At 42.0% G+C, this 17180-nt stretch carries 10 protein-coding genes; all 10 read right to left on the bottom strand.

Features of this window, described 5'->3' with window-relative positions; translation table 11 throughout:
• Positions 1-73: 73 nt before the first annotated feature.
• Positions 74-529: a DNA phosphorothioation-associated protein 4 gene (locus tag QWJ34_RS01240; RefSeq protein WP_302725231.1), complete on the bottom strand. Its 456-nt coding sequence runs from the start codon at positions 527-529 to the stop codon at positions 74-76.
• Positions 526-2511, bottom strand: a complete 1986-nt coding sequence (locus QWJ34_RS01235) for an AAA family ATPase (RefSeq protein WP_302725230.1) — start codon at positions 2509-2511, stop codon at positions 526-528. The genes QWJ34_RS01240 and QWJ34_RS01235 overlap by 4 nt, the downstream gene beginning before the upstream one ends.
• Positions 2511-2684 (bottom strand): hypothetical protein, encoded by a 174-nt coding sequence (locus QWJ34_RS01230; protein WP_302725229.1) that lies wholly within the window; start codon positions 2682-2684, stop codon positions 2511-2513. The genes QWJ34_RS01235 and QWJ34_RS01230 overlap by 1 nt, the downstream gene beginning before the upstream one ends.
• Before the next feature lie 15 nt (positions 2685-2699).
• On the bottom strand, positions 2700-4802 hold the full coding sequence (locus tag QWJ34_RS01225) for a DEAD/DEAH box helicase family protein (RefSeq protein ID WP_302725228.1): 2103 nt from the start codon (positions 4800-4802) through the stop codon (positions 2700-2702).
• 47 nt (positions 4803-4849) lie between these two features.
• Complete coding sequence (gene dptH / locus QWJ34_RS01220) at positions 4850-10120, bottom strand: DNA phosphorothioation-dependent restriction protein DptH (RefSeq protein WP_302725227.1); 5271 nt, start codon at positions 10118-10120, stop codon at positions 4850-4852.
• On the bottom strand, positions 10101-11507 hold the full coding sequence (dptG, locus tag QWJ34_RS01215) for a DNA phosphorothioation-dependent restriction protein DptG (protein WP_302725226.1): 1407 nt from the start codon (positions 11505-11507) through the stop codon (positions 10101-10103). Before dptG ends, dptH begins: the two co-directional genes overlap by 20 nt.
• Positions 11508-11512: 5 nt before the next feature.
• The gene (dptF, locus tag QWJ34_RS01210) at positions 11513-13318 is read right to left on the bottom strand and encodes a DNA phosphorothioation-dependent restriction protein DptF (protein WP_302725225.1); all 1806 of its coding nucleotides are present in this window, start codon (positions 13316-13318) and stop codon (positions 11513-11515) included.
• Between the two features lie 115 nt (positions 13319-13433).
• Positions 13434-14357, bottom strand: a complete 924-nt coding sequence (locus QWJ34_RS01205; protein ID WP_302725224.1) for a hypothetical protein — start codon at positions 14355-14357, stop codon at positions 13434-13436.
• 33 nt (positions 14358-14390) lie between these two features.
• Positions 14391-16310: a 3'-5' exonuclease gene (locus QWJ34_RS01200; protein WP_302725223.1), complete on the bottom strand. Its 1920-nt coding sequence runs from the start codon at positions 16308-16310 to the stop codon at positions 14391-14393.
• Positions 16311-16695: 385 nt separating this feature from the next.
• Positions 16696-17154 carry a hypothetical protein gene (locus QWJ34_RS01195; protein ID WP_302725222.1) on the bottom strand — a complete coding sequence of 153 codons (459 nt, stop codon included), beginning with the start codon at positions 17152-17154 and terminating at the stop codon, positions 16696-16698.
• Between the last annotated feature and the right edge of the window lie 26 nt (positions 17155-17180).

Raw genomic sequence — 17180 nt, 5'->3', positions numbered from 1 at the left:
TTGTTGAGATAAGAAATATATTTTACTTCTTTCACAAACCGAGAGGCTTCTACCTCTTAAATATAAAATAGTTTCAAAAAAGTATATCTGCTATTCCTTTAAGGTTTCTTTCTTTATCAGTTAAATCATCTTCCATACTAATGATATATTCAAAAAAGTTATTTAATGATTGTTTGGGATTTTCCATAATCTTTTCATAAACAACTTCAATCCCACCTGCAGCATATTCTTCAAATATTTTCATTTTTTTATCAAACACTTCATCATCTTCATTAAATAAACTAAGATCTTCTGTCTCGATAAGCGCAATAGCATCGATAAAAGATTCATCAGTTTCTAAATTAAATACACTCCAAGGCATCCCCTCTGCCTGTGACGTGAACTCGATACGCTTTTTTTCCATAAACCCAACAGCGCCCGCAAGCATGAATACATCTTTATAAGTCGAAAATACACCGAATTCCTCTTCGTCTACGAGCTTTTTATAAAGTAATTCCTGTTCCTTAGGTCTCCTAATTCTCCTTTTCATGACCATTTCACTTCCTCGACTTTTGTGAATTCGTATTGCTGCTCACTTGTACGTGGATCATTATAAGATAATTTATATTCTTTACCAATTAATGTATGCATCTGATTTTCAACTTCACCTTTCCATTGTGAAGTTGAAACGATTACGATGACTTGATCTGCCAGTTTGTGTATGCCTTTAGCTATGCGTTCTCGATGATCAGAGTCTAAAGCACCAAAAGGTGAATCCATGACTAATGGATAAATTCCTCCTTCGTCAAAACCTTGCTTATTTTCCTTTTTAAACTGTTCGCGCGCAATATCTACAATCGCTCCGATAAAAGATAAGCTGGTGATTTGACGTTCTCCTTGTGACATTCCCACAATGTTTCCTATACTATTCAATACATTCAGCTCATATGAAGCTGAGAGTTTTAAAGTATAATCTTTACGCAAAAATTGAGAATATACACTCGAAATTTTATCTTGTAATTGTATCCTTACTTGCTTCTCACGAATGCTTAAAATCTTTAGCATCGCTTTTTCTAACTGTTCGCAAGTATCCATTCTTTTCTGCGTCAACTTGGCTTTAATTTCTATTTTATCTACTTTTGATTGTTCATCTTTTTTTTCTTTATTCTGCTTTGTTATCTCCTCGATTTTAGATGTTATACCGCCAATCTTTCTATCTATTTCACTCTTACCTTCAATCAATTGAATTCTTCGATTTTCTAATTCTGCTATTTCCTCCGAATCTTTGCCTGCTAGCTGAAGGCTAATCTCCTCAATTTCTTCATTTAGTTTTTTTTCTTCCTGTAGGTTGCTTAATTCTTCTGCCTTTAATTGTTTCATTTCAGAAAAAAGGTTTTTTTTCTTCTCAGTAATTATTTTCAAATCACCCATAAAATCAAATGTTTTATTTTCGACCTGATCATTACTAATTTTACTCATTAGATTATTAATATGATGCCAGTGTGAAGATCCCTCTGTTAATTCTGCTCCACAAATACAGGTTCTATTTTCCACAAGAGATTCTATAAAGTGCCTTTTAATTCCTGTAATCGGCTTCTGACTTTTATTGCTTCTAATAAATTTTTCTGCTTTTTGTGCTACCAAATGACTAAATGCAAGATAACCATTTTTACTTATTAATAAGGTTAACTTTTTACGAACATCTTTTATAACTCCTCTTATTTCTTCTAGCTGGTTGATTTTCTGATCTCGCAGCTCTTGTAATTGTTTTGCTCCTTCGATCTGCTTCAAACGATCTTCCACTTCTTTAATTTGTTTATTTGTAGCTCTTAAATTCTCTTTTTGTAATTCTTCTTGGTCTTGAAAATCAATCATTTGTTGATCTAACTTTTCCATCTCTTCTATTAGATTTGCTGTCTTAGAATCCCCTACATTTTTTAGATCACTGCGAAATTTTTTTCTAGCACTTTCAGTATGCGAAATAGCTCTTTCTAAAATTTCCAGACCCATAATATTTTTGATAGCTCTTTTAATATCTTCAGAACCACTTTCTTTTGACAAATTATCAATACGCTCTCCATCAAAAAAGAAGTAACTTCTAAGATCCTCAGGTAAAATCCTTCCAATTTCTACTGTAGGATTTTTAATGATCTCTGATTGACCATCTTCTCGATATTCTAGAACCACTTCAGGATCGTAGTAAAAAATATCTTTTGGGCTTTTCTTTGCCGTAACTTTACGAATAAGCGTATACTTTTTCCCATTACTTGTAAACTTCAACGTAACAGAACCTTCTACTTCACTGTTTTCTGAAGTAGTAGAAATGGCATGCTCATTTATAATATTCTTCCCATTTGGGAGATTGAGTGTCCCGTACAAACACCATATAAATGCATTTAACAATGCCGTTTTCCCGGCACCATTCTCGCCGTGAATAACGGTTACATTTCGAGTAGATGATTGAGAAAATTCGATACATTGTTCTTGATAATATTGTCTAAAATTAAAAAGTTTTATGGATTCTAATAACACTAATCTTCCACCCTTTCTTTAACAATATCCATAATCTGATTAACAATATTACTGCCTTGAAGATTCTTCCTATTTAATAATTCCTTTTCCTGCTGCAAAATTTCTTTAAATATCCACGCATGTGCCTCTGGAAGTTCTGCTAAAATTGCTTGGATCTCTTCTTTCTCTTCCACTATGTTTAAATCCTCCTAAAAATTCAATAGATTATAGGCATGCTTTACTTTAGAAATTTCTTCGTGCGCTAAAGGTCCGTTACGAGCCAAATCAGCAAATTCAGAGAGTCGTGTTAATTCACGTTTTACGATGTTTCTCTCCATATTAAATAATGTTGGTTCGATTAATTCAATTTGATCTAATTCACGAGGAAGGACAATAAAATCGTGAATATAAGAATATTTTTTTTTTGGATGTTTTCTTAAAACTCTACCACGTCTCTGAATGAATTCTCGCGGATTTGTACTACTTGCCAATATATATGCATTCTGTGTTGCTGGAACATCCACCCCCTCATCAAGACATTTAATCGCAATCAGTGCTTGTAGGTCACCTATTTCAAAGCGTTCTAGCAATTCTTTTCGTTGAATTGCATCTTCTCGAGAAGTAAACGAATGTATCTTCATGTCTAAATCATTTCCCAACAACTTACTAACTACATCTATCTGCCTTTCTCCATCAACAGAACTATCACCACAATAAACGATATTGTACAAGGAATCCTTTCTAATACTTAAAAGTTCTTTTAGTTTAATTAATTTATTCCTTGCTCTACTCAAAATTCTAGCTCTTTCGATAAGAAGGCTTGTGAGTCCTTTTGAGTCATCATTTTTAAAGTTCCCATCTTTCGGGAACAACTTTACAATTTTCCGAGTAACTTCATAATACTTTTCACTTTCATCTTCATCAAGGTAAATAATATGCGGATGATAATAATATTCTGTAAGGTACTTGCCAATAGCCTTTTCTAAACCAAACTGAAATACAACTTGATTGCCAAAGTAAGACAATAAGGAATCAGTTCCATCTTCATCATACCAACGATTAGGCGTAGCAGACAAAGCTAACCTATAAGGAAATTCTTCAACAAGAAGCTTTCTACTACTTTCAGCACCCAGGTGGTGAGCTTCGTCAGCAATGAAGACTACATTTTTATTTAACTTTCTAAGGATCACTTGCATATGAGGCAGTGAAAAAGTAGCGTTTGTTGTTATCAAACAAAAGTGATTTATTGCTCCTGACTGAAAAGCCGTAATATGATTATTCACATCTTCTTCCCACAGATTCCTAGAATTATAAGCAACCAACGGACTCATATTATATTTTTTTAAATCTTTTACCCACTGATCAACGAGATGTGTATATGGACAAACTACAATTACAGCAAGCCTCTGTGTTACTTCCCATAGCTTAGTTACTGCTGTGATAGCGGTAATCGTCTTCCCTGTTCCAGTTGCCATCTCAAGCAAGCCCTTACAGTCATTTCTAAACCAACTTTTGATAGCTTCCTTCTGATAATCTCTAATTTCTAAGTTCTCTGGCATGCAAGGAGTATTTAAGTTTGATTTATTTATGTCTATAGGGGTGACTTCTATTTCCGGATCTCTTTCAGCATATTGAGATGTTCTATAACTTAATAACTTTTCTTTAGCTACTTGTGGAAATTCAATGATCTCTAATTGGCTTGTAGAATTTCTCCAGAGTTTTTCAAAGTCTAATTCTTTTCTTTGGACTCGAATATCGTCACCATCCTGCCAATTACAAAATACATCAATTGATTCAAAATTATTGTATAGACCACCCTCTGTTTCATTAGATGATCCAGAAAAAGCAATTTTGTTATTTTCCCAGTCCTCCATTATCCCAATTTTTTCGTGGTAAAGACCATAGCTCAGAACGTTCCTAGTCATAGCAATTTTTATATCCAATTGTTCATTGGCAATAAGCCATGCCAAGTAGTTAAACCTCTCCTTCATCAAAAGCGTACTAGGCTTGGTAATAGATCTTATTATAGAATCTTCAATCACATCTTCTCTTAACCGATAGCCTAGCTCAATAGCTTCAATATCTTTTTCATTGAGTCGAGGTGAAGCTATCAATTGCATTTTGCCGCCCTTATCAATGAGTTCAGAAATTCCTTTTGCAGCAAGCATCAAGGAACCGCTAGAGAAATAACCCACAGCTCTCTTGTATATTTTGGTTTGTGATAAAACTGGGATATAAAAGTCCTTAATAATATCTCCTGATTCTTGATCCGATCTATATTGATAAGAAATATTTAAGTTTTTGAATCCCATAAGATCCTCCGCAAATCATTATTTTATATATTATAGAAAAGGCTTATTTAAATATTAAGTTCCCAAAAAGCCCGATCTCGCATCCAAACCGGTTGTCCTGCCCCAGCCTTCACAATACTGTAATGCTTCTTTAACGACTTAATCCGATTCATGACGTTATCTTCTTCCGCTTTACTCTGCGTACTGAACACCATCCGAATCTCTTTCGCGGACATCTCCGAAACATTATGCACAATCCACGTAAGGATGTAATTTGCATAATCATTATCCGAAGTCGAGAAGTGGCTGAGGAACTGGGTAGACAGAATCGTTCCGACTCCATACTCTCGTCCTTCTTTGAGGATTTTCTTGATCGAAGTAAAATCCTTACTCAAGAAGTTATCCGCCTCATCGACTAAGATCATCTTCGTGATTTCACGGTAGTTTACGTTAATCGCACTATGACCCTGCATCTGCATCTGGTTATAGAAAACATCGAGCGTAATCGATACGACCAGATTCTGAATGCTCGCGTTAAACCCCGACAAATTAATGACCGTAATGCCATCAATCATATCAAACAAAGGAATCGTTTTATTCGCATCTGGTTCGAAGACTTCCATCTCATAGAGTTCTTGTAAGGCCGCATACAAGCTGTCGACTTTCGCATCTTCTCTTCCTGCATAGATATCGTACACATCGCTGAGCGTCGGTGCTGGCTGCTCCCACGTTGTCGGATCGTTTTTCAGAATGCCTTGTTGGTTATAAGCATCCATGATAACGCCCTTAAGAGTATTTACTTGAACTTGCCCCAAGTTAAAGGACTTCGCAATCGTATCCGTCAATGAGCCGCTTGTATGCACAGGCAGCAACGGACGGATCGGTTTCGTCACATAGAGCGACAACGGGTTATAAGGCAAGTGGTAGAGATCGTATACTTTCGCCCCAGTCTTCTCTGTAAAGTCCGGCTTGATGTAATCGCCTTTATAGTCGAAAATCAGAATGCCGATCTTCGTACCGTTCACGTTATCTTGGCTGCTGCGGCTAAGCTGCGTAATCAAAGACTTTGTGAACTGCGTTTTCCCTGTTCCCATCGTGCCGATGATACCTGTATTGGTATGCATGACTTTATCTGTCGAAGTCGGATACCATTTAATCTCTTCTTGATTTTGAGCATTATGCCCGAACAGGATCTCCAAAGGCTTACGTGGTTCTGCTGCTACAGGCTGCTCCTGTTTCTCTTGTTGTACTTCATGCATCGAGTCCTCAGAATTGCCGGATATCGCAATGTTTACCTGCTCCCTCTGATCAGGTTCGTAGCCTGTAGAGTTCTCTGCGACAAGTTGGGGGACATCGATGCGATCAAAGCTCTGTATGCTTGATTCTACGGGGTTTGGCAAAGCCACGACTTCCTCTTCTCCACCAATATAAAGCTTCGAAAGCAACTGATCCGCCGGAATATCACCATATTCGCTCTGGATATGATTTTTGATTTCTTCGATGTCTTTGATAATGAAATCGTATCCACTCTTCTCCGGATAATCGAACACAAGCACATCTTCTGTTCGTTTGATCTCCGTAAAGACCAACTCTTTCTTGAACGAAATGACGGCTCCATCGCCGATGTATTCTTGCAAATTATTCGAGATTGTATAATCATCGTTCAATAGCTTTTCTCTCAAGCTGCTGTCCGTTACGTTCTGCCAATACTGCTCCGGCCAGATCGAATAGAGGTCCATTTTCTCCGCGCTGGCAATCGCGAGTTGCATGAAGAAATTACGATATAGCTTGGCTTTGAAAGGATCTTCTTCGCTTTCCGTCAAGAAGTCGAACAGCAGTTGCCGAGTCTCTTTGACTTGCGCCATCGCTTTCTCGTAGACCGCAGGCGAGTTATGACCAATCTTCACTTCGATCGGATAGAAATGGACTTTGACGTCTTGTTCTTGCTGCTCGATTCCGATTAACAAGAGGTCATCGCTGTAAGAGCCGAATCTTCCCAGATTACGCGCCGAGAACAGTCCTTCGGATTGACGAAGTCCTGTACCGCCGGAGATCCGCAGAATTTCTTCCATGGAGATCGGAATCCATATGATATCTTTGTGCGCGAAAGCAGCCAACGCTAATTTCACCGCAGACAAGATGCTGATCTTTTCTCTAGGGAATTGATTTTTCTGTGCCAACAAACGAAGCAGCCAATTACCGTTAATCGCGTTAAAGAAATTGATGATCGGTGGCAAGACTTCATCTGTAGCTTTGATCTCGTGCGAGTGCAAGAACTCTTTGATGAGCTTCTGGTATTGCTGCGAACGTCTGGTTACGGTAATCGCATCGAAGCCGCTCGAAGATGTATATTGATCGCTATAATGAATGACCAGCAAATCTTTCTGCGCATCATTGTTCTTGAAGAAGCTCAAATCTACTTTCGGTTCGATGAAAGTTACCCAGTGCGCCGAATCGTACACGGCATCCAGCTTCTGCTTATGTTCGGCCGAAATCGCGGTGACGATATTCATATCTTCTTGATAGTTATCCAAAGTGCGTGCTACACGCAGCAGCGAATTGAGTTTCGGAACCAAAGCAAGCAAAGGCGCATCCGATGTTCTATAGTATTTCGTTCCGAAACCGGTCTTATAGTCTTCGTTGATGAAGACGGACGGAATGCCCGAAACCAGTCCGAACAGCGATACGCCGGTAATCATTTCGGCAGCATTGCTCGTCGCCTCTTGCTCGATCTTGCTCATTTGATAGAAGGTGACATGACTGTATTCGTATTGGTTGGCCTCTACATCGCGAGAATAGAACTTCACTTGATCTCGGAAAATGTTCAGCAGTTCTTCCGAGTGATAGCCTTCCAGCTCAAGCTTCAGGTTAAAGTTCTTTGCGATTTCTTCGGCATCGCTATACTGTGACATCTCTTCAAACACATTGTTGATACCTTTTTCCGCATAAATGTGCAGCTCGATCGGAAGCAGATCGCTTTTCTCGATCTCCCGCTTCAATTGGCGCTTGTAATACTCGAACAGACCTTGAAGAATTTCTTGGCAGTCCCCCATATTGATCGTGTTGATCTTCAAAGGAGCCCGGTAATCCAGCTCAAACAGATAAGAGAAATGTTCGGTGAACTCTTCGATTTTTTCTTGAACGAGCTTGTTTACGAACATCTTCGACGACTCGAATCGCGGCAAGCCCTGATCGATATAAGTCGTCCATTCGTAAGAATCGCTCGGTTCAATCGCTTTGTATAGCGCATTATTGTAATGAACGTAAGGCAATAGATGGGTAGGTCGAAGCGAACGTAGTAATTCGTCGTTAATCGCTTCTTTGCCGATCAGGTCGTTCAACTGTAACTGATACGCAAGGTTAAGCGGATGCAGCGGCGTATACAACCATTCGGGATCTTTTAGTCCTTTCCGAATCGTGCCGAGCAGTACCATTTCTCGATGAGACGGAAGCAAAGACTGGCCGTTTTGCAGTTGTTCCAGTTCTTGCAAATAAGCCTGTACATAACGTTTGGCGAGCGTTGCATAATCTTCGTCGAAGTAAGCCAAACTCGGTAACAACTGATTATCGCGGAAGTAACGAAGCAGATCGATATAAGCTTCTTTCACAGGCTCGGGCACGTTAATCGGCTCAGGATTCAAAATGCCGACTTCTTCAGTGAAATGCAGATGATTGGCTTCAATTAATTTAAGCTCACGTTCCAGATTCTTTTTGAATTCGCCTTGTGCGTAAGTCTCTCTTGTCCCTTGAATGATCTTCATCTTGTCGTTTTCGAGTCGATAGATGAAGTGTTCTTGTTTCTCGCGCTTCATCTTCCACACGTTGAAACCGCCGATCGGAACCGGCCGATCCACTACATCCTGAATAGACAGCGGAATCTCCGTTTTGACCAGTTTGATCGTAAAATGGATCAGTTCTTCTTCGCTTGCCATATCGGGATTTTTGGTTACAACAAGCTCATCCGTCTCCGCGATTTCGAACTGATTCTGCTCAAACTCTTCCATCAATTCGACTTTTATGACATCGGGTTGGTCTTTGTTGAAGATCCATTGTTCATCGTCCGAATTGATGAGAATGCTGGAATGTTTGGATCTCGACTTAACCAGATTCACGGTGTAAGAAGTCTGGATGGCTTGAAGCAGCTTCTCTTCTGTCTCGATGATCGCAATTTTGAAATCGTACGTTTGCGAAACGTCCGTTTTATACTTCACGCCGTAAAAGTTGGTTTGTCCCGGCGAGTGAGTCAATTCGACTTTGATCTTTTTGCCCGACGCTTCGGAATTGATGTTGTATTTGATCGTCGTATTCGAGATAAATTGGTTTTTGATAAAATCGCTGAACGGCAACTCCAGAGTAATCCTTCTATGCTGCTCCGGATTGAAAATGATCAGGTTGCGCTTACGTTGTTTGCTTTTGGTTTCTCCGTCCGGCCGTTCCCAATAGGTTAATCCTTCGAGAGTGAGCTTTTTGATCGGCTCGATGTATTCCAAGCCTTTGCCTTCAAGCTTCTTTTGGTTGGAACGCATGACTTTTCCGAAATCGGTAGACTGCCAATCCATCGCCGAGAGCTCTTTGACCCCTTGCTCGTCGAAGTGACGCTCTAAGCTAATATCGATCGGGCCGTATTGGTGAGCCATCTCGACATGACTGAACAACACCTGATTTTCGCTCAGACGCGCTTGAATCTGCTTATCCGTCATAGGCGTGTTGAAGATATCCGTATCCCGGAAGAGAGCGAAATCTTTGTAATCTTTGTCTTCGAGTTTCTGATTGTTAAGAACGGTCAGAATTTTCTCATAATCAAACAAAGTGATCTGCTCATGAATCCCTTGTTGAGCTTTATTAGCAGCCATGCTGAATTTTAAAATCTGCTTTTCCGCTTGCGACAACTCGGAGCTGCTCATCATCTCTTGCAAGTTCTCTTCGATCGAATTGATATGAAAAGGCATACCTTCTTTGCCGAAAGAAGTCATTCCTTGCACAAGGCTATCCAAGTTGGAGTTATGAATAAGCAGCATCGCTTTGTCCATAAAAGGATTTTCTTGCGTGCCGACTTTATTTCGCAGTGTCGTCAAAAAGTCCGGCGTCACTTCGTCGGAGTTAGCAGCCACCAGAATTTTAGCTTCAGGAGCGACCAAACAAACCGATTGATATAAGTCTTCTTCGGTCTGCATGTAAAAAGGCTCGGCCTCATCTAATGCTTTGACTTCCGCGACCAGATTTTCGACTTGCTCGGTTCGTTCGAATTGAATATGGTATTTTTCGCCGGGTTGAATATTAGTGTCGTTAAAGAAACGCTTAATGCGTTCAGCCAGGTAATTATAAAAATGCTTTGACATATATAGCATCCCCACTATCGCTTTTTTTCTCCAATAAATTCAGCTTTTCAAAGTAATCAACGATCGCAGCTAGCGTGTCCCGGTCAAACTTGATTCCTCGAATCTCAAACTCGTCGACCAATCGCTTCAGGCGGATTTTGTCTTCGTCTTTGATAATCAGTTTGGTCAGGAAAAGCAAATAATCGGTATCCAAGATCAACATTTTACCTGAGCGGCCGCGTGACTTTAGAAACGTCTTTTGGCAGAAATGTAAAAACCATTTCGTATATTCTTTATAAGGTCCTGAGCGACCACTTTGATTGAATTGATGATCGATCATACGATACAAATGATAAATCTTATTCAAAGCCGGCAACTCGTAACGGTTCGGCACCGTCCCCATCAAGGCCCAACGGCTATCGCCGGACAGCTTCTGCCCATAATCTTCGATCAGTTGATCTAACTGCTTCTCCAACACTTGTTGTTCTTCTTGACTCATCTGCTGAATATGATTCGCGATTTCTTCATAAGAGAGCGGGACTTGCAAAGCTTCCTCTTCTTGCGAAACATTCGCGAAGTTCAACATCTTCAGTAGGTTGACATGAGAGAAGATCCGACCGACCGATTTCTCCAAGCTTCTCCAACCGTACTCGTAACTCACTCTTGTTTTTGACAAGCGTTCTTCTTCTTCAAAAGTAAAGTAGACAGGAAGGATCTTGTTATCGTTCGATTGGAATAAGGCTTCATTGCGGATCGCGAATTGAGTGACGTAGAAGAAATAATAATAAGAAATCACTTTCTCAACTTGCTGCGTAAAAAGTTCATTCTTGGTAGCCAACCACTTGAAATCTTGAATAAACAATTCGGAGATTTCAGGCAACATCACCGCGTAATTTTTGCTGCCCACTTTCGCGTCCATCAAGGCAGGCAAAGAACGGAACAATAGCTTGCTCATTAAATCCGCGTCTGTTTGATCCGAAGTGTCGACAGACCAAGCTTCTTGCCGGTTCCAGAGCACATTGTACAAAAAGAGCGCCAATCTCTTATTGTCGTTTTCCACGGTGTTGATGTAGTACAGCGTCTGCGGATGGAACAAATACAACTGTTCATTTTCGTCCAGAAAAAGCGTCTTCATCATTTGTCTAAATTCGCCGCGCTGATTCGGTTGGTTGAAGTTGATTGCATCTAACGCTGTATTCAGCAACTTTTCGGCGTCGACGGCTTCCGGCAACTTTTTCTGTCCGATCAGCCGCATAAACTCTCCCGTCACTTCTCGGAAATTATACTGGGTCTCTTTGAACTTTGTGGTATAAGGCAAGAATTCAAGATCGATCTTCGGATTATGCTTGATCGAAGAATCGAACTTGAATTGCTTGCGAACTTCTTCAAGATTCAAGTGATAACTCATTAGATTCACGTCTCCATAAACGAATATTGATCGAATGTCTCATCGTACTGCAAACGGTAACGAGTCGACTTTCCGAATTGTTTGCTCTCAAACACCATTTCGTTCTTTTGCGTTCCGGCATTATTCAATTTATCGATAAACTCGACAAACTTGATATATTGGAACTTATCTTTCTTATTCGGACGATAACCTTGCTTGATCCGATTCAGCAACGAATACAACGAATAATCGATGTCGATCGTCGGAACTTCCGAACCGTCCGCATAGCTCGCTCCTTTGGTTCTGAACTGAATTTTCATCATCGTAAGAAACTTAAAAAGTTCCGTTTCCGGCAGCGCGTTGGCACGTTCGATATGCGGCTCGATCTCCAACTTTTGCAGCGCGTAGTATTGGGTTTGTGGTTGTCCGACTTGCACATAGACCAAATCATTATTGGCTTCGCCATTCCATTTATATATCGCATCTCGAATATCTTCCTGATAGAGACGCGCAAGCATTCTTAATTCGTGTTTGTTCCAATAAAACAGGTAGCGCATAAATTGTTCGTACGTCTTGTCTTCAAACGATTGATGCGGCTCTTTGGGAATGAAGTAATACAGATACACGAAAAGTTTGATCAAACGTTGCTTATAAGCCTGCTCTTTGTTACCTCCGTTACGCCAAGGCGACTGTTGGAATAAAGACCTTGAAAAACACGGCAACCGAGTAATGCTGATATGATTCGCAAAAAGGCCTGCGCCTTCTCGATTAGATTTGAATTCGATCAAGAACTTGTCCAATTGCTCCGTACGCATGCGAGTCGGATTGATCCGATCGATCGCTTGGTGGATCGCCGACGCATCAACCTTTTCGAAGATTTGGAACGGCAGCAGACAAGCGATGTAATCTTGAAAATCCTGTTCGCGCACGTAGTCCACGATTCGCTTATGACTCATATTTTCCATAACGGAAGGAACAAGCAGATTATAGACAAAGTCCAGCAAAGCCCGCGTTGAGATAATCAGCTTCTCCTTGACCATGACTTGAATGAGCAGCGTAATAATCTTGTCCTGGACGTCTTCATTCTGAAGCAGCTCGTAGTTTTGCATAATCGGATTCTTCGCCGCAATCTCCGAGTCTTCTTCCCGATCTCTTAAGTAGGCTTGGTAAAAAGGATTGTCTTCGGTTTGTTGCGTAACTTTTCGGAAGATGCCTTTGATATAATTCGATTTCGGTCCGTCAGCCGTCAGTTGGTACATATGATAATCGCTGAAGTTGACGTATTGGAAGATATGATCATCAGGACTGCTCTCGTCAGCGATAACGGACTCCAAGATTTTCTTTTGGTATACGTAAGCCCTCAATCTCGAAAAAACCTTGCCTTCTTCCGAATCGATAAAGTTGTTCAAGGCACCGAGATTGATCGCCAGTACAATATTTTGCGTGCCTCCGGATTGCAAACCTTCATCTGAGAACGGTTGTAGCACCTTCGCCAGCGTTTCGATCGAAGTCTTTTTGGGAGAAAAACTTTCTGTCGCATCGTTATGTAGATAGAAGAGCGACTCGTCGTTCAAGAAGGAATACTTGTTTTTGAGATATGACAAGATGTGCGACTTACCGTCACCTACCCCGCCACAGACCAAGATCAAGCGAGCTTCGGCAGAAGAATGAGCTTCGTTGATGTGCTGCTCAAGTTCTACCTCTACCGGGCGCTGAATGTGCATATATTGTTTGAAATCACTGAAGCTTTCGAGGTTTTCGACGGCTTCTTTGGATGATTGTTTGCAGCGTTTTAGGATGTTGATGAGGTGATTAGCTTGGGACGAAGTCACTAGTTTGCCTCCCAGTTTACATTTTCATCTTACATTTTTATATCCATATGATATTTAACATTCTATATAATATTATGCCACCAAATAAGTATATAAAATCACCCTAAAACAAAATTTAAAAATGAATTTTTTTCATTTCTTTCTTCATTTCTACTTGTTCTTCAATGCTTAACTCGCTAGGCATCTTTATTTTACTACGATAAAATGCATGACCAAAGGATTCATATTGCTTATGAAATTCAATGGAATAGATATTTTCTTTAGGAATAGCTTTTTTTATAGTTTTATCGGAATTAGCTACAAATAAGAATCCGCTCATATTATGATTCAGTAACTCAATATTTTTCAACACGTTGCCATCCTTTAATATGATCGATACATAAACACTAGCTTGCTCAAACAAAGAAACATACTTCTTAAACATATATAATAAAAGAGAGAACCAAAAAAGATTGCTCCCTAATACCACATAATAAATGTGAGGAATTCTTTTAAAATAAGCTAATACATATAATGAATTTTCCACATTAATCTTTTGATTCATTGCTGCTTCAGCTAAAACCGCATTTGATAGATAACCAAAAGTGAAACCGATCATCAAAAATGAAATAAGCGGAAAAATAAATAAAAACAACATAATAATAATGATATCTTTCGGATTTTTATAATCATTATTTCTCTTTTTGATGATAAATTTATGCACTTTAGAGTTAGTAGATAACATAAAAACATAAATGGCTAAAATAACGACTAGTGATATGAATACAGGATTACTCAGAATTTCTCCAAGAAACACATTAGATTCTAGCTCTAAAGGACGTAGTTTTGCGCTAAAGGATGTAAAGAATAAAAAGTAAAAAGACACCCCAGAGATATAAAGTAAATAGAATACAATATTACGTATAACTTTAGCCGAAAAGCTCATAAACAGTATTTCTTCTTTTGTAATCGATGGTCTTAATACTCCTATAAGCAGAGCTATTGGAGCACCTACTAGTATTAACTTATAAAAAACATCAACACTATCTTTCAATAACATGCCCTTCCTTCCTCCCGAACTCTATATAAAAACTCATTTTATTTTTTTGTAAAATATTCTTTCAGCAATATTTTTACTCAATCCCCCCGCAAACCCCTCCACCCTACAATAACTCAAAAACAACCAATCCATCGCCCTCGTCATCCCGATATAAAACAGCGAAACCTCCCGCTCCACGTTCTCCTCCAGCTTAAAAGGCATGCTCTCCACGTTCACGATAAACACCGCTTTAAAGTCCAGACCTTTCGAGCTGTCGATCGTCGACAGTTTCACTTTATCGGCTCCCCGGTCGTAGGCCCGCTTGGACGTGACGTTCTCGGCGATCCAGTCGTGCGGAATCTCCAGCCGGTCGAGTTCTTTGCGCAGCCGGTCCACATACGAGTACGAAAAGGTGCTGCGCACCCGGTACAGGATCGCGATCTCCGCGTACGGCACTTTCTTCTCTTCGTGCAGCTTACGGATCGCGGCGGCGACCCAGGCGGCTTCTTCGTTGAAATTTCCGCACTGCTTGACGATCGGCTCGGGGCCTTTGCGTTTGGTGCTCTGGGGCGGGATGATCTCGACGCCTTCGACGCTGCTGCCTTCCTTGACGCGGTCCTTCAGGGACGAGTGCGTGCGGTAGAAGTCCCAGGCGAAATTCACGATCTGCGCCGTATTCCGGTAGTTGATGCTCAGGATCTTGGAGCGCCCGCGGAAGTCGAGGCCGGTGCTGGAGGAGAGGCTGGTTTTCCTTTTAAAAATATTCTGCGCCTTGTCCTCCACGAGCAGCAGCGACTGGGTTTCCGGGTTCAGCACTTTGCTCAGCAGCTCCAGCCAAGACGGTTCGAAATCCTGGCCTTCGTCGATCAGGATCGCGTCGTATTTGGGCAGAATGGCTTCGCCGCGGTCGATTTTTTCCAGCAGCGTTTCGATCCCGTCGTCTTTCATCCGCAGCTTGCTCCACAGCCATTCGTGAAACGTCGCCGTTTCGATGGAGTGCTTTTTCGCGGAAGGTTTGCCGTCCCCGTCCACGCTCATCGCAGCAAAGTCGAACAAATCTTCCGGCTCGACCATCATCTTGTCGATCATCCCACGCAGCACGCGGGACAGCGGAATGCCGTAGCAGAGCACGAGAATCTTCCACTCCGGGTGCTCCTTCGCCAGCAAACGCGCGCGGGCGGACAGGATCAACGTCTTGCCGCTGCCGGCGACGCCGCGGATCAGACGGTTCTTGTCGCCGAGCTGGCGCGCGAGCGATTCCTGGTGCAGGTCCATCGCCTGGACGTTGTGCAGCGACAGCAGCAGCTGGTCGTTGTAGTACGCCGGGTCTTTGAATTCCGCGCTGATGCGCACTTCGGGGAACAGGTGGTAGCGGATCGCTTTGATGTCTTCGTGGCTGAGCAGCTGGTTGTCGTGAAAAGGAATACTGAACATGCCCAGCATCCGCTCCAGCAGCGCCGTGCCGTCGAAACCGTCGGCGTCCATGTCGATATCGTCCCGGGTAAGCAGGAACTGCGGATCGATCACGCGGTGCAGCTGGTGCTTCACGATGTGCGTTTCCCGCATCCGTGTCAGCACGACGCCGAGGCCGAAGCGGAACTTGAGTTTACCGTGGTAAGCGCCGCCGGTCCGGATCAGGTTCTTGTCTTTCTTGAGCTTGTCCGCAATCCGAAAAGCATACCCGCGCGCTTGAAGCAGCGGATTCTGCACGGTATTCAGCTCGCCCTGCACGTTGTACACGCGCCATTCGTTCGGGAACAGTTCGTACAGCGTGCTTTCGGTGTAGTCTTTCACTTCCAGCACCAGCATCCCGAGATCCGGGCCGATCACGACGTAATCCGGGCGGCGGCCGCCGATCTCGGGTTCATAGTAAACGATGTAATCGTCGGGCAGGTGTTCTCGGAGGGTATGAAACAGCAGGCGTTCGCCCGCGGTTGCGGTCTTGGGGATCGTTTCCGGAATCATGTAGGCCATATGTGTTCACTCCCTGATGGCGGACAGATTCCGTGAAGAGGTCCGGTGCTTCCGGAATCTGCGGATTTTGAGCAAGGTTTAGGCTACGAGGCGGCAAGAACGGGAATCGGGATAAAAGGTCGGTTAGTCGCTCGAACGTAGGTCCGGCGGCTTGGGTCACGAGACTTGCTTGCTTTATTTCTATTGTACTTCCTTTAACAGCGCTTGGGAACCAGATTGCCGGAATTTTTGCGGTATTTTCCTGTAATGTACGAAGAAGTGATAAGTTGAGGATTCAGCCATGAGGAAAAAGCCGACGTTTCAAACAACGATATCGGTCGATGCCGCAAGCGGCTCATACCCGGTGACGGGCACAGCCGAGTTTGCAAAGAAAGCTTTATTTACTCTATGTAGTTTGCTTCTTTTCCCTGCTCATAAATCGCGAAACGAGCATGGACGCCAGCTGATACAGAATCGCGATGCCCAGAGCGCCCGGCATTCCGTTGATCAAAACATCCGGTACGATCAGCGACAATATGTAGAACACGGAGGCGTTGATGGCAATTTCAATCAAGGGATGCAGCCAGGCGGCGAAGGAGGCCGCTGCCGGAAAAGCGATCCTGAGCATGCCTTTTACAATCGGAACCACCAGCGTCTCGATAAAGTACAGCATGATCATCAGCAGCACGATATACAGAATAATATTCCGGTTGTTCGGGAATTCAATAAAACGCAGCAGTGAAGACAAATCGAAGAACGAGTAAAAGGCCAGGATAAACGCTGCCATCGGAGCGAAAACCAATAAGGAGAGGCAAAAAGAGACGAACAAATCCATTTTCCAGGAAGGTGGATGTTTACTATTCATAATCCATTATTGCAGCCCTTCTAAGT

The organism is Saccharibacillus sp. CPCC 101409, assembly GCF_030518235.1.
GTDB lineage: Bacteria > Bacillota > Bacilli > Paenibacillales > Paenibacillaceae > Saccharibacillus.
This window is presented reverse-complemented; position numbering and strand designations above follow the sequence as displayed.